The organism is Dongia sp., assembly GCF_041905885.1.
Lineage (GTDB): Bacteria > Pseudomonadota > Alphaproteobacteria > Dongiales > Dongiaceae > Dongia.
Map to the genome: position 1 here is coordinate 56880 of NZ_JAYRKD010000016.1, position 21091 is coordinate 77970.

Annotated in this window: 7 protein-coding genes; 4 read left to right on the plus strand and 3 right to left on the minus strand. The window is 66.1% G+C overall.

Features of this window, described 5'->3' with window-relative positions; translation table 11 throughout:
* The first annotated feature begins 4 nt into the window (after positions 1-4).
* Both ACH2CY_RS16680 and ACH2CY_RS16685 read left to right on the plus strand, forming a co-directional pair.
* The gene (locus ACH2CY_RS16680; RefSeq protein ID WP_395020441.1) at positions 5-853 is read left to right on the plus strand and encodes a fumarylacetoacetate hydrolase family protein; all 849 of its coding nucleotides are present in this window, start codon (positions 5-7) and stop codon (positions 851-853) included.
* A 317-nt stretch (positions 854-1170) separates the two neighbouring features.
* On the plus strand, positions 1171-1800 hold the full coding sequence (locus ACH2CY_RS16685; RefSeq protein WP_395020442.1) for a TetR/AcrR family transcriptional regulator: 630 nt from the start codon (positions 1171-1173) through the stop codon (positions 1798-1800).
* A 59-nt stretch (positions 1801-1859) separates the two neighbouring features.
* On the opposite strand, the gene ACH2CY_RS16690 is transcribed toward ACH2CY_RS16685, so the two are convergent.
* On the minus strand, positions 1860-2801 hold the full coding sequence (locus ACH2CY_RS16690) for a carbohydrate kinase (protein WP_395020443.1): 942 nt from the start codon (positions 2799-2801) through the stop codon (positions 1860-1862).
* Positions 2802-2955: 154 nt separating this feature from the next.
* Between ACH2CY_RS16690 and ACH2CY_RS16695 the strand changes: the two genes are divergently transcribed.
* Complete coding sequence (locus ACH2CY_RS16695; RefSeq protein ID WP_395020444.1) at positions 2956-6237, plus strand: adenylate/guanylate cyclase domain-containing protein; 3282 nt, start codon at positions 2956-2958, stop codon at positions 6235-6237.
* Between the two features lie 107 nt (positions 6238-6344).
* Positions 6345-7739: a phosphoglucomutase/phosphomannomutase PgmG gene (pgmG, locus tag ACH2CY_RS16700; RefSeq protein ID WP_395020445.1), complete on the plus strand. Its 1395-nt coding sequence runs from the start codon at positions 6345-6347 to the stop codon at positions 7737-7739.
* A gap of 140 nt (positions 7740-7879) precedes the next feature.
* Here pgmG and ACH2CY_RS16705 read toward each other — a convergent pair whose 3' ends face one another.
* Entirely contained in the window at positions 7880-14800 is a 6921-nt protein-coding gene (locus ACH2CY_RS16705; protein ID WP_395020446.1) for a VCBS domain-containing protein, read from the minus strand.
* A gap of 352 nt (positions 14801-15152) precedes the next feature.
* Entirely contained in the window at positions 15153-20945 is a 5793-nt protein-coding gene (locus ACH2CY_RS16710) for an Ig-like domain-containing protein (RefSeq protein ID WP_395020447.1), read from the minus strand.
* Between the last annotated feature and the right edge of the window lie 146 nt (positions 20946-21091).

Consider the following 21091-nt stretch of genomic DNA (forward strand, 5'->3'; position numbering starts at 1 on the left):
CCCAGTGAAACTGCTGCGCTATGGACCGAAGGGCAAGGAGAAGCCCGGCCTGCTCGATGCCAACGGCAAGATCCGCGATCTTGCCAAGCATGTGGACGATATCAGCGGCAAGACGCTGAGCCCGGCGGTGCTGAAGAAGCTGGCCAAGCTCGATCCCGCCAAGCTCCCCGCCGTGCGCGGCAACCCGCGGATCGGGCCCTGCGTCGGCTCGATCGGCAAGTTCCTCTGCATCGGCCTCAACTACGCCGACCATGCCGCGGAATCCGGCCTGACCGTACCGCCGGAGCCGGTGCTGTTCATGAAGGCGATCAGCGCGGTCTGCGGCCCCAATGACAATGTCGAGATCCCGCGCAAGTCGAAGAAGACCGATTGGGAAGTCGAGCTCGGCGTGGTGATCGGCACCGCGGCGAAATACGTCTCCGAGAAGGATGCCATGAAGCATGTCGCGGGCTTCTGCGTGATCAACGACGTCTCCGAACGCGAATTTCAGATCGAGCGCTCCGGCCAGTGGGACAAGGGCAAGGGCTGCGACACCTTCGGGCCGATCGGCCCCTGGCTGGTCACCCAGGACGAGGTGAAGGACTTCAACAATCTCGACATGTGGCTCGAGGTGAACGGCAAGCGCTATCAGAACGGCAGCACCAAGACGATGGTCTACAAGGTGCCGTTCCTGGTCTCCTATCTCTCGCAGTTCATGAGCCTGCAGCCGGGCGACGTGATCTCGACCGGCACGCCGCCCGGCGTCGGCATGGGCCAGAAGCCGAACCCGATCTACCTGAAGGCCGGGCAGACCATGCGCCTCGGCATCAAGGGCCTCGGCGAGCAGCAGCAGAAGACCGTCGCCGCGAAGTAGTCCGCACTCCACCCTCCCCCATCTTTGGCCCCCCGGGCCGGGGGAGGGTGTTACCCCGACGCTCGATTCTCGGCCCTATCCTAAGTAGCTGATGACACGTGGATTTTCTTTTATCGTAAGATAGAAAGTTGATTCTGTCGGGGTCGGGTCGGGGTTGTAGCCGACAGAGGACCAGTCAGCGCGGCTGCGCCTCGATGCGAACTTGTACCATTTTTGTTCCGAAATCTCAAGCGCCGGCCCGCGATGGAACGCCCCATTGGCGCGCTGCTTCTCCGTCGGGTATCTGTTGCAAAAGACCCCAGGGAACGAGATCGATCGTGGCGGTGAAGAAGAAAGCAAAACCCGGCCGGGCCGGTGCTGCGGCCAAGCTCCGGTTGCCGTCCGATGACCTGCGCGCCGATGCCCGCCGCAACCGCGACAAGCTGGTCGAGGCCGCGGGGCCGGCCTTCGCCGAGCATGGGACCAACGCCTCGCTGGAGGAAATCGCGCGGCGCGCCGGGGTCGGCATCGGCACGCTCTACCGGCATTTCCCGACCCGCGAGCACCTGGTCGAGGTGGTCTACGGCCGTGAGGTCGAGCAGCTGATCGATGCCGCCGACGAGCTGCAGAAGCGCGAGGCGCCGGACGTGGCGCTGGAGCAGTGGATGCTGCGCTTCGTCGGCTATATCGCCGCCAAGCGCGGCATGTCCGAGAGCCTGAAGGTGCTCTATGCTAGCAACTCGGCCTTGTTCGCGCGGGTCTCGGGCGCGGTGCCGAAAACCATGCAGAGGCTGGTCGATGCGGCCGCCGAAGCTGGGCTGATCCGCAAGGACATCCAGAGTTCCGACCTGCTCCAGGTCCTGTTCGGGCTCTACAGCGCGCCGGATTCGCCCGATTGGCGCGAGCGCTCGCGACGGCTGGTCGGGCTGCTGATGGATGGGCTGCGGACGGTGCCGAAGAAGCGCTAGCCGGCGAGGTTTATCAGTCGCACCCCCACCCCAACCCCCCCCCGAAGAGGGGGAGGGAGTTAGAGTGAATCTTCCAGCTCGCGCTTGGTCGGCGGGTTGGCGCCGGCGCGGCTGCAGGTGATGGCGGCGGCGGCCACCGCCTGGTCGAGCAGGATCTTCAACACCCCGACATCGAGCTTGTTCATCCCATCGAGGGTCAGCAGGCCGCGCTCGCTCAAGCCTGCAAGCAAGGCGGAATGGAAGCTGTCACCGGCGCCGACGGTGTCGACCACGCCGATCTTGCGACCCGGCACCGCGACCTTGGCTCCGTCTAGCAGCGCCATCGCGCCGTCGGCGCCCAGCGTCATCACCACCAGCTTCGGGCCGAGGTTGCGCCAGGCCACGGCGGAATCCTCGAAGCTGCGGTCGGGATAGAGCCAGTCGAAATCGGCGCAGCTCACCTTCACGATGTCGCAAAGCGAGACCCAGGATTCTAGCCGTGCCCGCGCCGCGTCGCGATCCTTGATCAGGTTGGGCCGGACGTTGGGGTCGAGTGCCAGCACGCGGCGCTTCGACTCGCGTTTGAGCAAGGTCTCGAAGGTGCTGGCCGCCGGCTCGGCCAGGGTCGAGATCGCGCCCAGGCCCAGATGCAGGCAGGCGACATCGTCGCCGAGCGTGGCCGGCAGGTCATGCTCGGTGATGCAGCGATCGGCGGCGCCGTTGGCGAAGAAGGCGTATTGCGGCTCGCCTTCCGGCCGGTGGCTGACGAAGGCCAGCATGCTGGGATCCGCGGCGCGCTTCACGTAGCGGGTATCGACGCCGTTCTCGTGCAAGGTCCGCAACAGGAGATCGCCGAAGAAATCGGTCGAGATCCGGCTCAGGAATCCCGTCGGGGCGCCGAGCCTCCCCAGCCCGATCGCGACATTGAAGGGCGAGCCGCCGGGAAACGGCCGATAGGCGGGCGCACCCTCGTGCTCGATCGGCATGAAGTCGATCAGGGCTTCGCCGCATGAGACGATCATCACGATTCCTCGGTATTCGCCTGTAACCTCTCGGGGCGTCGGTCATAACAGGAAGTGAGCGCATTGACCACGCCCGCCGCCCATGGTCGGATTGATCCGGAATGGCGGTTGGGTCCCGGTCGTTGATCGGTGAAGCCTTTTGGGGGTCGCCGGCATGCTTTGTCCCGGGTGCAAGACCGAGAACCGCGCGGGCCGCCGATTCTGCGCCGCCTGCGGCCAGCCCCTGCCCGCGCCCTGCCCCGCCTGCGGATTCGAGAATACGCCCGACGACCGCTTCTGCGGCGGCTGCGGCAAGCCCCTGGGCGCGCCGGCCACGACCCCGGCGCCGCCGCCAGCACCGCCGCAGCCCGAACCCGTCGCCGAGGCGCCGAAAGCCGAGATGCCGGTCGGCGAGATCCGGCCGGTCACCATCATGTTCGTCGATATCTGCGGCTACACCAATCTTTCCGGGCGGCTGGATCCCGAGGATACGCATCGCCTGCTGGCGCAGTTCTTCGAAACCGTCGATGCGGTGGTGGTGCGGTTCGGCGGAAGGATCGACAAGCATATCGGCGATTCCGTGATGGCGCTGTTCGGCGCCCCCGTCGCCCATGGCAACGATGCCGAGCGCGCGGCCCTGGCGGCGCTGGCGATCCACGAAGCGATGCCGGCGATCTCGGCCAAGGTCGGGCAGGAGCTGCAGGTGCATATCGGCGTCGCCACCGGCGAGGTGGTGGCGAGCGGCCTCGGCAGCGCCGCGCACAGCGCCTATACCGTGATCGGCGATGCGGTCAACCTGGCGGCGCGGCTGATGGACAGCGCCAAGGCCGGCCAGACCCTGGTCTCCGCCACCGTGCGCCAGGGCTCCGAGCAGGCGATCGCCGCCGGAAGCCTGGCGATGACGTCGCTCGGGCCGCTCAGCTACAAGGGCATCGCCAAGCCGGTCGAGACCTTCCAGCTGAGCGCCAAGACCGCGGCGACCAGCGCGGCGAGGAGTGCGGCGCGGCCGCTGGTCGGGCGCCGCGCGGAGCTGGCGCAGGCGACGGCGCTGATCGAATCCGTCGCCGCCGGCAAGACCGGTGCCGCAGTGGTGCTGCGCGGCGAGCCCGGCATCGGCAAGTCGCGGCTCTCTGAGGAGTTGGTCAACCGCGCGGCGGCGCGCGGCTTCCACACCCTGAAGGCACTGGTGCTGGATTTCGGTGCGGCCCGCGAGCGCAGCGTCGAGCGCGTGCTGGCCGCCGGCCTGCTCGACGCGGTCGCCGGCGCCGGGGGCGAAGCGGAAGCGCGGCTGGCGGCGGCCGGGCTGGACGCCGCCGCAATCCCGTTCCTGCGCGACCTCTTGGACCTGCCGCAGCCGGAGGACAGCCGCGCCAATTATGAGGCGATGAGCAACGCCAACCGCAATCGCGGCAAGAGTGAAATCCTCGCCAAGCTGGCGGCCCGCGTCGCGTCGGCCCGCCCGCTCTACGTCCTGATCGAGGACGTGCATTGGTCCGATCCGGTGGTGCGCGGCCATGTGACCGCGCTGATCGAAGCCTCCGGCGGCGCACCGCTGATGCTGGCGATGACGACGAGGGTCGAGGGCGATCCGTTCGACGCCACCTTCCGCGCCGGGCTGCGGCACGGGCATCTCACCATCATCGACCTCTCGCCGCTGGGCGTCGCCGATGCGGAAAGCCTCGCCCATGAGCTGCGCGTCGAGTTCGACGATTTCGCGCGGCGCTGCATCGAGCGGGCGGAGGGCAACCCGCTGTTCCTGGAACAGCTGCTGCGCGGCGCCACGGACAGCCAGCGGCTGCCGGAATCGCTGCAGTCGGTGGTGCTGGCGCGGCTGGACCAGCTGTTGCCCAAGGACCGGCAGGCCCTGCAGGCCGCCTCGATCCTCGGCCAGCGTTTCGAGATCGAAGACCTTTCCGGCCTGATCAACCAGCAGGGCTACGATCCCGGCGAATTGCTGCGCCGGCAGCTGGTGCGGCCGGAAGGCAGCGGCTTGCTGTTCGCCCATGCCCTGATCCGCGACGGCGCCTATGCCTCGCTGACCCGGGAGCGGCGTTCCGCCTTGCACCAGGCGGCGGCGGCCTTGTTCAAGGAGCGCGATGCGGCACTCCATGCCGAGCATCTGGACCGCGCCGACGATCCCGCGGCCGCGCGTGCCTATCTCGCCGCCGCCGAGGCGGAGGCCGCGGCCTATCGCGTCGATCGCGCGCTGCGGCTGGCCGAGCGTGGGCTCGAGATCGCGAAGACGGCGGAGGATCGCGCCAGCCTGGCGCCAGCGGTCGGGCGCTATGCGCTGGATATCGGCCTCGGCAAGCCGGCGCGCGCCGCCTTCGCCGTGCTGGCGGAATCCGAAACGCCGCAGGCGCGCTGCCGCGGGCTGATCGGCCTCGCCGCCTCGGACCGGATGCTGGCCGCGATCCCGCTGGCGATGGAGAGCCTCGCCGCCGCCGAGCCGATCGCCGTCAGTCTGGACGACCCGGCGCTGCTCTCGGAGATCTGCTACCTGCGCGGAAACCTGCATTTCGCGCTGGGGGCCGCGGATGAATGCCTGGCCGAGCACAGTCGCGCGCTGGCCGCCGCCGAGCGTGCCGGGCTGCCGGAATGGAATGCCCGCGCCAGGAGCGGGCTTGGCGATGCCTATTACATGCAGGGCCGGTTCAAGAGCGCTTCCGAGCAGTTCATGCGCACGGTCGAGCTCGCCCGCGCGAACAACCTGCTGCGCATCGTCTGGCCGAACCAGGCGATGGCCGGCAACACCGCCTTCTACACCCTCGACTTCGAGACGGCCTTCGCCCTGGTCGATGGCGCAAGGCAGGTGGCGATCGAGATCGGCGACCGCTTCGGCGAGATGTTCGCCACCGAATGCCGCGCCGTCGCTTTCGCGCTGCTCGGACGCTGGGCCGAGCTGGAGCCGGTGGTCATCAAGGGCATCGAGATGGCGCGGGCACTCGGCGCCAAGCGCTATGTCTCGATCCAGCTGCCGCTGCTGGCCCAGGTGCGCCACATCCAGGGACGGCATGACGAGGCTGAGGCGGCGGTACGCGAAGCCATGGAAATCGCCGACGAGACCGGGCCGGGCTTCTGCGGCGCGATCGTCTGCGGCGTCGCCGCCTGCGTCGAGCGCGATCCGGAGCGGCAGCGGGCGGCGCTGGCGCGCGGCGAAGAGCTGCTGCGGCAGACCGGACTCTCGCATAACCACATCTGGTTCCGCCTGTTCGCGATCGACTGGGGCCTGGCGCATAAGGACTGGGCCGAGGTCGAGCGGCAGATCGGCCGGCTCAACCAGTATACCGCCGCCGAGCCGCTGCCCTTCGTCGAGCTGCTGATCGAGCGGGCGCGGATCTATATGCAGCTCGGCCGGACGCCGGACGACAGCGGCGCGATGGCGAAGCTGCGGGCGATCCTGGACACCGCCCGGGATGCCGGATTCGGGCCCGGCTTCGACCTGTCACCGGCCTGACCTTTTCCCGGACCCCCGGAGCGTGGCCCGGAACCCTGGTGGCTTCCCTGGCATTCCTGGAGGGATTCCACTAGATTCCGCACCGCACCATTTCCGGAGAAAGCATGATGCCGAAAGGCCACCCATTCCACGCCTCGATCCTGCGCGAATATGACATCCGCGGCATTGTGGGCGAGACGCTCAGCGCCGCCGATGCCGAGGCGATCGGCAAGGCCTTCGCGACCATGACCGCGCGCAAGACCAACAAGACCGCGCCGAAGATCGCGGTGGGCCGGGATGGCCGGATGAGCTCGCCGGAGCTGGAAGCCGCCCTGGTCGCCGGGATCAAGTCCACGGGCGCCTCGGCGGTCCGGGTCGGCACCGGGCCGACGCCGATGCTCTATTTCGCCGCCGCCGAGCTCAGCGTCGATGCCGGCATCATGGTCACGGGGTCGCACAACCCGCCGACCCATAACGGCTTCAAGATGGTGATCGCCGGCAAGCCGGTCTATGGCGAGATGATCAAGGAGATCGGCAAGATGGCGGCCGCGGGCGACTACGCCGGCGGCAACGGCGGCGAGGAAGCGACCGACATCCGCGACGCCTATGTGAAGAAACTGGCCGAGGCCTTGGACGGCACCGGCATTTCCAAGCTGAAGGTGGGCTGGGATGCCGGCAACGGTGCGGCCGGCGAGATCATGGCGCGGCTGGTCAAGGTCCTGCCTGGCACTCACAAGACTCTGTTTGAAGAGATCGACGGCACCTTCCCCAACCACCATCCCGACCCGACCGAGCCCGAGAACCTGCATCACCTGCAGGAGCTTGTGGCGAAGGAGAAGCTCGACCTCGGCATCGCCTTCGACGGCGACGGCGACCGGATCGGCGCGATCGACGCCAAGGGCCGGATCATCTGGGGCGACCAGCTGCTGGCGATTCTGGGGCGCGACGTGCTCGCGAAACGCCCCGGCGCCACCATCATCGCCGACGTGAAGGCGAGCCAGGCCCTGTTCGACGAGATCGCCAAGATGGGCGGCAAGCCGCTGATGTGGAAGACCGGCCATTCGCTGATCAAGGTCAAGATGGCGGAGACCAAGTCGCCGCTGGCCGGCGAGATGAGCGGCCATATCTTCTTCGCCGACGAATATTACGGCTTCGACGATGCGCTTTACGGCGCGGTGCGGCTGTTGCGCGCGGTGGCGCGGTCGGGCAAGTCGCTGACCGAGCTGCGCGACCAGCTGCCGACGCTGGTGAACACGCCGGAGATCCGCATCCCCTGCCCCGACGACAAGAAGTTCGCGATCGTCTCCGACCTCGCCGGCGAGCTCCGCAAGGAGGGCGCCGACTTCAACGACGTGGACGGAATCCGGATCAGCAAGGACGGCGGCTGGTGGCTGCTCCGCGCCTCCAACACCCAGGCGGTGCTTGTCGCCAGAGCGGAGGCGCCGGACGAGAAGGTGCTGGCCGGGCTGAAGAGCGATCTCAAGGCGCGGCTGCAGAGGCACGGCGTCGCCTTCGCGGGGTAGCGCAGCGCCGCCGCCCACAGCGAGCTTGCGGCCCCCCTCCCAACCCTCCCCCGCAGACGGGGGAGGGCTTTGGTGAAGCCAGAAAATGAAAAGGGCGCCTCCCGCGGGAGGCGCCCTTCTCGTTTCGCTGCCGGTCGCCGTCAGGTGGCGCTGGCGTTGAGGTTGTGATCGACGAACACGGTCACCTGGTTGGCGCCGACGCCGGCCTGGAACACGTCGTAGTGCTGGCCGTCATTCGCCGCCACATCGGTGCCGATCTTGGTGAAGCCGCCGGACAGAGCAACCGTGTCGCTGCCCTGGTCGCCGTGGATCACCAGGTTGTTGTTGGCGTCGGTCATGTTGAGGACCGAGTTGTAGTCCAGCGTGACCGCGGTCGAACCGCCGCCGGTGAAGCTCAGCGCCTCGACATTCTCGATCCGGGCCGCCTGGGCCGAACCGAAGCTGGCGAGACCACTCAGATCCACGTAGTCGCTGCCGGCGCCACCGTCGATGCTGTGGGTGCCATCGAGCGTGTTGGTGCCGTCGAGGTCGGCGGTATCGACGTTCTTGAAGTAGTCGGTGCCGTCGCCGCCGTCCATCTTGTCGCTGCCGGCGCCGCCGATCATCGTGTCGGTGTCTGCACCGCCCTGGAGATGGTCGTTGCCGGTGCCGCCGTCGAGCCAGTCGTTGCCGGTCTGGCCCTGCAGGTTGTCGTTGCCGGCGCCGCCCAGGATCTTGTCCAGTCCGGTGCCGCCGGTGACGGTGTCGTTGCCGGCGCCCGCCTCGATCCAGTCATTGCCGTTCTGGCCGTTGATGGTCGAGTTGTGGACGTCATTGGCGCTGCCGCCGGAAGTCCAGTCGCGGATATGGTCGGCGCTGTTGGTGCCGGCCGGCGCATTGTAGTTGCCGGTGCCGAAGATGTTGGTCGTGGTGACCGGCGTCGGCTCGACCGGCATCGCGAACTGGGCCAGAGGCGCCAGCAGCTTCAGGGTCGCACCGGCGGTGTCGCCGTCGTTGTCGATCAGCGTAAACCCAATGTCGAGGTTGGTCTGGTTCTTGGTGAAGTCCGGCGTATAGGTGTACTTGCCGTCATCGAAGTCGATCTTGAAGCTGCCGCCCGCGGTGGCGATCGTCAGCTCGTGCGCCGCATTCGCCGCCACCGCCTGAGCGTAGGTGTAGGTGACGCCGTTGATCACGATCGTGGCGACGTGGCCGCCGTCGGCGCCGAAGGTGCCGCCCAGCGCGCTCACGATGTCGCCGGATTGCGGCTCCGGCAGCGTGGAGTTGATCACCGAAGCCAGGTTGTTGAGGTCGGTGACGATGACCGCGTCGGTATTGACGCCGGTATCGCCGTTGTAGGCGATCGGATCGAGCGTCGATTTGACGGTGTCGGTACCGAGGCCGATAGCATAGGCGTTGATGTCGTTCGTGTTGACGAAGTTCACCCAGTTCGTCACCTCGCCGTTGGTGAGCGGGCCGGTGTTCTCGTCCGGCTCGTTCGGCTTACCGTCGGAGAAGAAGTAGGCGACGTTGGTGGCATCGACGATCTTGCCGTCGGTGTTGTAGGCCTGGATGCCCGCTGCGATGGCGTCGTGATAGTCGGTCGCCTGCTGCGGCCCGTTGGCCACGATCTGGTTCACCAGCGCAATTGCGTCCGCCACGGTCATCCAGCCGCCCGGGTTCGGCACGTTGGCATTGGAGCTGAAGGTCGCGATCTGCACCATCGTCTGGCCCGACGCCGCATAGGCGTTGAGCAGGTTGATGATGCTCTGGCCTTCGAGCTGCAGCCGGGTGAGGCCGTTGACGCCGGAGGGATCGCCCATCGAGCCCGAGACGTCCATGATCAGCAGGACGTTGTACTTGGCGTCCGTGCCGGTCATCGACTTCGCGCCGTTCAGGGCCACGGCCACGTCATCGACGATGTTGACGCTGAGCGTGCCGGTGGCGGTGTCGCCGTCCTTGTCGGTCAGGCTGACGTTGAGGTCCTCATAGAGGCTGTTCTCGCCGTTGCCGGTGGCATGCGCCTCGTTGTCGTTCAGCGTGTAGCTGTAGCTGACCTTGCCGGTATTGGCGTCGTAGCCGGTGATCGAGATGGTGTTGCCGAAGCCGGTGGTCCAGGAGCTGGCCGCGAACACGCCGTTGGTGATCACGGCATGGCCGCCGATGGTGAGAGTCTGCACCCCGTCCGGCGCGCTGATGTTGAAGTCGCCGGTGTTGGTGGTCGGACCAGAGCCGTCGCTGCCGGCGGATTCGTTGGCACCGCGGCTGGCCAGGAGGCCGTCCTCGTCCACGGTGGTATCACCGCCGCTGGCCTTCGGGGTCAGGTTGGTGATGTTGCAGCCGTCGTCCTTGATGGTGACCACCAGGGTCGCGGTGTCAACGTCGGTGTCGCCGTCCTTCAGGGTGTAGGTGAAGGTGTCGGTATAGGTGACCGGCTTGCCGTCCTTGTCGACCGTCGGGTCGCTGTTGTTGCGGGTGTAGACGTAGCTGCCGTCGGCCTGCATCACCAGCGTGCCGTACTGGCCCTGCACCGTGAAGCCACCCGCCGGGTTGCTGTCGGTCGAGCCGCTGAAGCCGACCAGCTGCGAGATCGCAGCACCGTCCGCGCCCTTCACGTCCGCGCCGGCCGCGCCGGAGGTCGTGCCGACGCCGGTGATCACGTTGCCGTCGGTGCTGAGCTTGTCGTTGGCGACGCTGTCGGTGTCGTTCTTCGCGTCCGGCACGTCATCGACGATCTTGATCACCAGATTGTCGGTGTCGTTGTCGCCGTCCTTGTCGGTGATCGACAGCCCGAAGGTATCGGTGGTGTTGTCGCCGCTGGTGTTGGTGGTCAGCGTGTAGGTGTACTCGACCTTGCCGCCGCCCACCGAATCGATGTGCAGCGTGCCGTCGGCGCCGAGGATGTTCACGCCGGCCACGACGGTCACGGCAACGCCGTTCTTGTCGGTGATGGTGATGGCCGCCGGGGCGTCGCCCTCGGTGTAGCTGATGGTGCCCTTGACGATTTCCGAGCTGTCGCTGTTGTTGTTCGGATTTCCGTCGGCGATCTCGCCCGAACCCTGGGGCAGGCCCTTCTCATAGACCTTGGTCATGCCGTCGGCGGTCGGGGCGTCGATGGTCGGCCTGTCGTCGCCGACATTGATGGTCAAGGTCGCCGTGTCGGTGTCGCCGTCGCCGTCCTTCAAGGTGTAGGTGAAGACGTCGGTGACGCCGCCCGGCGAGCCGGCGTTGCGGGTGTAGGTGTAGCTGCCGTCGGCGTTCAAGGTCAGCTTGCCGTACTGGCCGTCGACCTTGAGGCCGTCGCTGGCGTCGTTGTCGGCCGAGCCGTTGAACCCGGTGACGCCGGAGACCTTGGCGCCGTCCGCGCCCTGCACGTCCGCACCCGCCGCGCCGGAGCTCGTGTTGGCGCCGGTGATGACGTTGCCGTCGGTGGAGGTGCCGCCGGTGACGATGGTGTCGGTGTCGTTCTTCGCATCCGGAACGTCATCGACGATGTTGACGCTCAAGGTGTCGCTGGCGCTGTCGCCATCCTTGTCGGTGACGATGACCGAGAAGTCCTCATAGAGGCTGTTCTTGCCGGCGCCCGCATCGTGCTGCTCGTTGTCCAGCAGCACGTAGTTGTAGGTGACCGTGCCGGTGTTGGCGTCGTAGGCCGTGATGTTGAGCTTGTTGCCGAGCGCGGTGTCGATGGTGATCGCGGTAAACACGCCGTTGGTGACCACGGCCTTGCCGTCGACCATCAGGCTCTGCACGCCGTCCGGCGAGCTGATGGTGAAGGTGCCGTTGCCGGTGGTCGGGCCCGAGCCGTCGCTGCCGGCGGACTCGTTCGGACCGCGGGCGGCGGACAGACCGTCTTCCTCGACCTTGGTGTCGCCGCCGTTCGCCTTCGGGGTCAGATCGAGGATCTTGATATCGCTGTCCTTGATCGTGACCACCAGGGTCGCGGGGTCGGTGTCGCCGTCGCCGTCCTTCAGGGTGTAGGTGAAGGTGTCGGTCAGGGTGACGACCTTGCCGTCCTTGTCGAGGGTCGGGGCATCGCTGTCGCGGGTGTAGACGTAGCTGCCGTCGGCCTGCATCACCAGCTTGCCGTACTGACCCTGTACGGTGAAGCCGCCGGCCGGGTCGGAGTCCGTGGTCTGGCCGACCACCTGCGAGACGGACGCGCCGTCCGCGCCCTTCACGTCCGCACCGGCCGCGCCCGACGTCGTGCCGACGCCGGTGATCACGTTGCCGTCCGTCGTCATGCCGGCGCCGACGCTGTCGGTGTCGTTCTTCGCATCCGGCGTGTCATCGACGATCTTGATCACCAGGTTGTCGGTGTCGTTGTCGCCGTCCTTGTCGGTGATCGACAGCTTGAAGCTGTCGGTGGTGGTGTCGCCGCTGGTGTTGGTGGTCAGCGTGTAGGTGTAGTCGATCTTGCCGCCGCCCACCGAATCGATGTGCAGCGTGCCGTCGGCGCCCACGATGTCCACGCCGGCCACGGCGGTGATCGCAACGCCGTTCTTGTCGGTGATGGTGATGGCCGCCGGGGCGTCGCCCTCGTAGTAGTTGATGGTGCCCTTGACGGTTTCCGAGCTGTCGCTGTTGTTGCCGCTGTTGCCGTCGGCGAGCTCGCCCGAACCCTGGGGCAGGCCCTTCTCGTAGACCTTGGTCGCCCCGTCGGCGGTTGGCGCATCGATGGTCGGCTTGTCGTCGCCGACATTGATGGTGAGCGTCGCGGTCGAGGTGTCGCCGTCGCCGTCCTTCAAGGTGTAGGTGAAGGTGTCGGAGACGCCGCCGGGCGAGCCGGCGTTGCGGGTATAGGTGTAGCTGCCGTCGGCATTCAGGGTCAGCTTGCCGTACTGGCCGTCGACCTTCAGGCCGTCGCTGGCGTCGTTGTCGGCCGAGCCGTTGAAGCCGGTGACCGCCGAGACGGTTGCGCCGTCGGCGCCCTTGGTGTCCGCACCCGCCGCGCCGGAGGTGGTGTTGGCGCCGGTGATGACGTTGCCGTCGGCGGAGGTCCCGCCGGTGGCGATGGTATCGACGTCGTTCCGCGCGGTCGGCACGTCATCGACGATGTTCACGCTGAGCGTGCTGCTCGCGGCGTCGCCGTCCTTGTCGGTCACATCGACCTTGAAGTCTTCGAACAGGCTGTTCTCGCCGTTGGCCGAGGCATGGCCTTCGTTGTCCAGCAGCGTATAGGTGTAGGTGACCTGGCCGGTTGCGGCGTTGTAGCCGGTGATCGAGAGCGTGTTGCCGAGCGGGGTGGTGAAGCTGGTCGCGGCGAAGACGCCGTTGGTGATGACCGCATGGCCGCCGATCGAGAGGTTGCCCACGCCGTCCGGGCTGGTGATCGTGAAGTCGCCGCCCTGGGTGGTCGATTCCTTGGTGGTGTCGCTGCCGTCGGCGAGATCGTCCTCATCCACCGTGACGTCGCCGCCATCGGCTTTCGGGGTGAGGTCCTTGATCTTGATGTCGCTGTCCTTGATGTCGATGGTCAGGTTGGCGGTGGTCTTGTCGCCGTCGCCATCGGTCAGCGTATAGGTGAACTTGTCCTGCAGCGTGATCGTGTTGCCGTTCTTATCGACGGTCGGATCGCCGTTGTCGCGGGTGTAGGTGTAGGTGCCGTCCGCGTTCATCACCAGCGTGCCGTGCTCGCCCTTCACGGTGAGCTTGTCGCTGGCGTCGTTGTCGCTGCCGTTCTTGCCGGTGAGGCTGGTGACGGTCGAGCCGTCCGCGCCGCCCAGGTCCGAAAGCTTGTTCGGGTCGTCGTTGGTGGTGCCGACGCCGGTGATCACGTTGCCGTCGGTGCTGAGCTGGTTGCCGACGCTGTCGGTGTCGTCGGCCGCGATCGGGGCGTCGTCTTTGAAGTTGACCGTGCTCGAGGCCGAACCGGTCTGGTCGGCGCTGGTGGTGACGTCGAAGCCGACGTCGAGATGGGTCGCGTCCTCGCCGCCGTTGCTGTCGCCCGCCAGGTCGTCGAGGCGGTTCACCAGGTAGTAGTCGACCACGAAGTGGGTGGTGCCGTCCTGGGCCTTGGTGCCGGTGTCAGCGACATGGACGACCAGGACCAGCGCGCCGTCGGTGCCGCCGGTGCCGTCGCCGCGGAAGCCGAAGATGGTGCTGCCGTCCGCCGACAGCACATAGACCAGCGGTACGCCGTTCGAGGTCAGGCCCTGGGCATTGAGGCCGCTCGGGTCCAGATCGACGTTGACGGTCGAATCATTGTGCGGATCGACCACGACCTCGCCAGTCGTGTGCATGGCCGAAGCGTCGAGCGGGTCGGTGCCGTCGAAGTCGCCGAAATGGTTGTCCCAGGCCGGGGCCTTGCCGTTGCCGTTGATGAACTCGGCGAAGGTCGGGCTGGCGCTGTAGTCGTTGATGGTGACGATCGGGTCGCGCAGGTGCGACTGGCTGAGGATGTCCTTCGGGCCGGTGACCTTGATGTCCAGCGGCTGGCTCGGCTCCAGCAGGTCCTCGCGCTCGCGCAGGATGCTGTTGTCGATCAGCTTGTACTGCAGCGAGGTCGCGTCGAGCACGCCGACCGCGTTCAGGCCGCCGAGGCCGGCACCAAGGCCGAACTGGCTCAGCAGCGCGCCGGTGTTGTCGGCGCCCTGGGCGCCCGCGGCGTCGCCGCCGGCGGCGGTCTCGATGTCGAGGTTGGGATCGGTGCTGGCCAGGACCACGGCGATGTCGATCACGTCGCCTTGCGGATCCTTCAGCGTGACGGTCGGGTTGCCCGCGGCATCCACGGTCTGCTGGTAGCCTTCGAGCAGGACGGTGATGTCGCCGACCCGGATCGCGAGGTTGCCGTTGCCTTCCTTGGCGGCCAGAGCGGCCTGGTCGTCGAAGGGCGCGGGCAGGATCACGGTCTCGCCGTTGGCGACCGCGACGCGAACCACCTTCTCACCCTGCGGGATCTCCACCTGGACGGTGCCGTTCGGCACCGCCGGGATCGCCGCCGTCTTCTGCGGCTGCTGGGGCTGCTGCGCCGGCGCGTTGGCCTGGGCGAGCTGAACGGCATCGAACTCCGCGTGATCGCCGGCGACGTTCATGTCGGCGTCGGACGAATTGGTCGGATGGTTGCTGGCGTCGTTGGCCATTTTTGACCCCTTTTGAGAAAACTTGGTGCCGCGGTGTCCGAGCCCCGATCCTCATCCCGCCCGGGTGCGACCTGACCGAGAGAAGAACATATTGGCGGTAACCCTACAATGCAGGGTCCGCTTAAACCTGCACACGGCGTTGTAAGGTGTATCGAATTTTCGAGATAATTCGATCTAAATCACCCGGTGGATACCCGGCAATTGATCTAAATCCCCCGAAAATGTGAGATTTCCCCGCCCCGAACCAACGCCAAGTCCCTGATTCTTATTCCCTAAGCAGTGAGGCGGCACATCTATGTGTGTGCCGCCTCATCGCATAGTCTAGCGCATACTATTGTGTCGGTATCTCGCCTCATGAAGTGGTGACGGCGACTCCCTGCTCGACCGAGACGGTGACCGTATCGCCACCGCTGAAGGCCGCGCCGCTGCCGGCGTGGTAGATGTTGAAGCCCAGCACGGTGCCGTCGAACTTCCAGCTGTGGCCGCTGCTGCCGGTCAGCGTGACACTGTCACTGCCGGTATCGCCGTTGATCGTGAGCGTGTGCAGCCCGCCGACCTGGGTGATGCCATAGGCGGCGTCGTAGCTGAGCGAGACGGCGGTGCCGCTGCCACCCGCCGGCGTGCCGTCGAGGTTCAGCGCTTCGACGTTGATGATGGCCTGGGCCTGGTCGGAGTTGAAGTCCTTCAGGCCCCCGAGCTGGACCGTGTCGTAGCCGTCGCCGCCGTCGATGCTGTGGATGCCGTCCAGCGTGTGGCTGCCGTCGAGATCCGCGGCATCGACGTTGTGGAACGTGTCGTCGCCGCTGCCGCCCGACTGGGCGTCGGCCCCGGCTCGACCGTAGATATGGTCGCCGCCCATGCCGCCGAAGATCAGGTCGTCGCCGCTGCCGGTCTTCAGCTCATGGCCGGCACCGATGCCCGTATTCAGGAAGCCGGTGCTGGTGTCGGTGAGCTTCACGTCGTCGCCGTCGTGATAGCCCTTGTTCTTGGTGGCGTCGGTATCCTTGGTCACCGACAGGGTCAGGTCGAAGTCGGTGTGGATCGAGCTCGGGTCCGCCACGCGGAGCGGGATCGCCGTCGCCTCCACGCTGATCACCAGCTTGCCGCTCGCGGTGTCGCCGTCGCCGTCCGTCAGCGTGTACTGAAACTCGTCAAAGCCGCCGGCGTTGTCCGCTTCCGGCGTGTAGGTCCAAGAACCGTTGGCGAGCAGCACGAGGACACCCAGAGCGCCCTGGATTAGGATGTCGCCGTTGATATCCCCAGACACGTCGCCGCCGGTGCTGCTGTACGCACCCGTTACCGTCGCATCGTCCGCACCCTTCTTGTCGTTGTCCAGGACGTTGCCGGCATAGGTGCTGAGCTCATCCTTGTCGTCCACCGCCTGCGGCCCGTCGTCGTTCACCTGGATGTTGATGTGGGCGATCGCCGGATCGCCGTCGCCGTCGGTGGCCCCGGTCTTGATGCCGAAGCTCAAGAACAGGTTGTCCTCGGTGCCGCCGGTCGGGTGCTCCAGCGCCTGGCGGAGATTGAACTGGCCGCTCATGCTGTTCGAGTTATAGGCGAGCGTGAAGACTACGGTCGAGCTGCCGTCAACGAAACCTTCGCTGTCGTCGCCGTTGAAGTAGCCGACCAGGGTGTACCCGCCCAGGCCGTTGTCCGCGAGGTGAGCCAGAACTTCGTGGCCATCCGCCGTGGTGAGGGTGTGCGGATCGCCGTTGTCATCCTTGGCGGTGATCGTGTCGTCTTCCTGCGCGGTGAAACCGACGGGACCGGAGGCACCAGGCCCGTCGGCGCCGAAGCCGCCCGCGGTCAGGTCGAAGAAGACGGCGCCCAAGCCGGCGGTGTCGCCTCCGGTGCCGGCGCCATCGGCGTCCTCGTTGCCGACGCCGCTGAGCACATAGTCTTCGTCCACGATGCCGACGGTGGTCGAAGAATAACCGTCATTGTTGACGTACGCGACGCCCACTTCCGGCGAGTCGTCGTTGACCTGGATCTTGATGACGGCATCGACCTTGTCGCCGTCGCCATCGGTCGCCGAACCGACATTGAAGGTCAGCAGCTCGTTGGTCTCCACCCCGTCCGCGCCGGCCTGCGGATCATGGTCGATCTTTCCGAACAGCTGGAAGTCGAACTTGCCGGTGCCGACGTCGAAGTAGAGATCGAACACGACCTTGCCCGGGACAAGGAGAAGGGTATCGGGCGATTCATCGTTCTCGATCACCGAGAAATATGGCGGGAACCCGACCTGCAGGTGGCCGGCTTCGGAGACCAGCACCTGGAGCTCCACGCCGCCCGAGGAGACTGTGCTGCCGTCCACGTTCTTGAACGCCGGGATGGTCGCGTTGTAGGCCGTGATCTGGTCCGCGACTTCCTGGGCGGTCGGACTTCCGGGAAGCGGGGCGGGCAAGTCGGGGATGGTGTAGATCTCCAACCCGAATGCCGCGTCGCCCGGCCCATCGCCGCCGTAGTTGACAGAGATCTGGCCGCAGACCTGGCTCTTGCCGATGTCATCGCCGTGCTCGCCGGCGTTGGGGTTGCTGTTCGGGTCCTTGTCCTGGTTGCCGGTGTAGGTGAGGCTGTTGCCGGAACCGCCCTTCAGGAAGTCCTCGTCGACATGGCCGTAGTCCGTGGTCTGGACGACGGAATTCCCGCCGCCGCCCACGAGCGCCGTAAGGCCGTTCTCCTGATACTGATCGAGAACGAAGTCGTGCTCGAGGTTGTTGAAGTAGGTGATGCCGATTTCCGGCACGTCGTCGTTGACCTTGATGTTGACGATCGCGTCGGCGGTGTCGCCGTCGCCGTCGGTCGCTGAACCGAGGTCGAATGAGATCAGCTGGTCGGTCTCGGCACCCTTGTCGCCGGAGACCGGGTCGTGGTCGATCGGGCCGAAGAGATCGAACTCGAACTTGCCGGTCGATGCGTTGAAGGTGAAGGTGAAGATGGTCGTATCGTTGGAGTCGAGGGTTTTCTCCGAGACATCCTCCTCCACTTCCGGCCCCTTGATACCCACCGTCACCCATTCGGTTCCGGCATTGTTGCCAGTCGAGAGCACGACCAGGTCCTTGCCACCGGACTTGAAGCTGTTGCCGGTGCCGTCGCCGTCCTTGAAGACTTGGCCAACGGTGTAATCGAACAGACCCAGGCCGGAATCGGCGGCACCTTTGCCGTCGCCACCATAATGGATGTCGATCTCGCCGCAGACTTTGGTCTTGCCGCCGCGATCGCCGTTCTCGTAGCCGTTGGGCTGGTCGTTGCCGTCCTTGTCCTGGTTGCCGGTGTAGGAATAGCTGTTGCCGGCCGCGCCGCGGAGCCAGTCCTCGTCCACCCGGCCGTATTCCTCGGAGTGGAAGATGCCGCTGTTGCCGCCGGCACCCGAGAGGCTGAGGCCGTCAATCTCGACCTCGCGCTTGATGTCGATCTCGAGGCCGCTGGTATAGTAGATGCCGATCTCCGGCTTGTCGTCGTTGACCTTGATCTCGAGCGTCACGGTCTCGGTGTCGCCGTCGTTGTCGCTGACCGTCACGTCGAATTTGATCGGCAGGGTCTGCTCGTTCTGGCCGGTATGGTCGATCGGGCCTTCCAGGCGGAATTCGAAGGAGCCCTGGTCGTTGATTGACATCGTGAAGATGACGGTCTTCTCGAAGTAGGGCTCGGATTCGGAGCCAGTGTTGACCAGGTAGCCGACCTCAAGGAAGCCCTTGTCGGAGTTGAGCACGACCAGGTCATGGCCGCCGGACTTGAAGCTGTTGCCGTCGGCATCGACGAACAACGCCGGGCTGCCGTTCGCCACGAACTCCTTGGTGAAGACGAAGGCATCGTAGTCGGCCGGGCCGTCGCCGCCGAAGTTGACGTCGATCTCGCCCTTCACCTTGGTCTTGCCGTAGTCGTCGCCGTCCTTGCCGGCGTTGTTGTGGCCGTTGCCGTCTTCGTCGTGGTTGCCGAAGGTTCCGGCGCCGCTGTTGCCGCCGGCACCGTAAAGCATGCTGTTGCCGCTGCCGCCGTGCAGCCAGTCTTCATCGACCTGGCCGTACTCGTTCGACTTGATGATGGTGCCGGAGTTGCCGCCGGCGCCGGTCAGGGTCAGGGTCTCGGAGCCGCCCTCGCAGGGAATGCCGCCCTTCTGGCTGATGTATTCGACGTCCTTGATCATCGGCGCGTCGTCGTTCACCAGGATGGTGATGTTGACGTCGTCGAGCGGATGGTCGCCGTCGTCATCGGTCGCGATGATCGGGATGTTGAGCGGGAGCGTGGTCTCCGCGGTGGTGCCGAGCGGATGATCGATCGGGCCGTAGATCTCGAAGGCGAAGGCGCCGAACAGCGGCACGTTCGGATTGGCCTGCAGCACCAGGGTGAAGACGACGACGTCGTTGCCCTTGCCCTTGGCGTTGTCGCTGTAATCGCAATAGCCGACCTGCAGGATCTCGACGCCGAACAGCGACGTCGTCTTCTCCAGGACCTTGAGCTCATGGCCGCCGGAGGTGACGCCCGGGAAGGTGTCGCCCTCGTTGAGCGCGACCGTCAGCGCGGGCTCTTTCGGGCCGAACAGGATGTCGCCGATGCCGGGTTTCGACGGATCGGGGATCTTGCCCGACGGGCCGTCGGCGCCGAAGTTGATGTCGAGGATGCCGACCACGAACTTGTCGCCGAACTCGTCGCCGCGCGCCGGGTCGCTGTCGGGGCCGTTGGCGTTGTCCTTGTCGTGGTTGCCGCCGAAGATGTAGTCCTCATCGACATGGCCGCCGTCTTTGGTGACGACATAGTCGTCGATGTCGATCTTACCGCCGGTGAAGGCCGCCAGGCAAGACAGCGCATCCTTGTAGCTGGTGGCGTGCAGGAAGCTCGCGTAGGTGGCGCCGTGCGCCTCCGGGATGTCGTCCTGGATATCGACCGAGCTGTCCGGGCCGTCCTTGTACTGCGGTTCCTCGTAATACGGTCCTTCATACTCGGACTGCTGCTGTTGCTGTTCCGGCGGCAGTTCCTCGTTCTCGATCGGAATCCGGGTGCTGAACTCGACATTCAGAACGTCCTGGCCCTGCTCGGGATGATCCAGGCGGTTGACCAGGACGACCTGCACATGGAAGTCGCCGGTGCTGGGTTCCGTCTCGATGATATGGAACACCATGACGATGGCGCCGTCCGACGGACGCACCAGGAGAATCGTGGTCGGCTCGGCGCCGTTCTGCAGATAGCGCGCTTCGAGCTGCTCGCCGTTGGAGCTCGGAATATCGCCCGGGAAGAACTGCGAGCCGTTCCAGAATTCCAGCCGCTCCGGCGTCTCCGAGCTGTGCGGAACCGTGACGGTATAGGTGGTCACGCCCAGGAAGCCGGTGGCGTCGTCGTCGTTCGCCTTGGTGCCGGTGAAGTCCGCCCAGCCGCCGGGCGTGGAATTGCCCTGCTTGTCGGTGTCGTCCTTATGGCCGTTGATGTAGTCGGTGTAGTCGCTGAGGAAATCCGCGAAGGTGGCCCAGCTGCCGCTGTCGGTCTTGAACGGATCGCGGAGAAACGGCTCCTGCACGCCCGGGAAGGGGGTGACCCCGGCTAGCAGCAGGGCGTCCTCGCGATCGAGATTGATCGAGTTGTCGATCAGGCCGTACTTGAGCGACGTGCCGTCCTGCGCACCGACGGCGTTCAGGCCGCCGAGGCCGTTGCCGCCCTGCAGCTGGGAGAGCAGCGCGCCGGTGTTGTCGGCGCCTTGCCCCTGCGGACCGGGCTCGCCGGGGCCGGCGGCGGTCTGGATGTCGATGGTGGGGTCGGTCGAAGCGAGGAGGATTGCGATGTCGATCGGCTGGCCGTCGGAGGTCTGGATCACGACCGGCGCCTGCTGGTTGGCATCGACATAGCCCTGCAGGATCACGGTGACGTCGCCGACACGGATCGCGAGGTTGCCGTCGCCTTCCCGGGCCAGCAGCGTGGCGCCTGGATCGAAGGGCGAGCTCAGCTCGATGATTTCGCCGGGGCTGACCTGGACACGAATGACATTCTGGCCCTGCGGCACAGCCACCTTCTCGGTGGTTGTGGCCTGCGCCAGCTGCTCGGGGCCGAAGAAAACGTCTTCGCCCTGCATGTCCGTGAAATAATTTTCGCTGTGCTGCGTTGTATCTTCGGCGGAAGAAGAAACGCCGGCATTCGTGCTGTCATTCGCCATAGCAACCCCCTGACGTGGCTCGATGCACTTCGTCTAGGGTTCACCCGACCCCACCCAGACCTCCGTGCGTGGGAATACGAGACCATGCCCCCGTAAAGCCCACAATCTTGCCGTGGTAAGGAATCCTACAGCGGGGTATGAGTTAA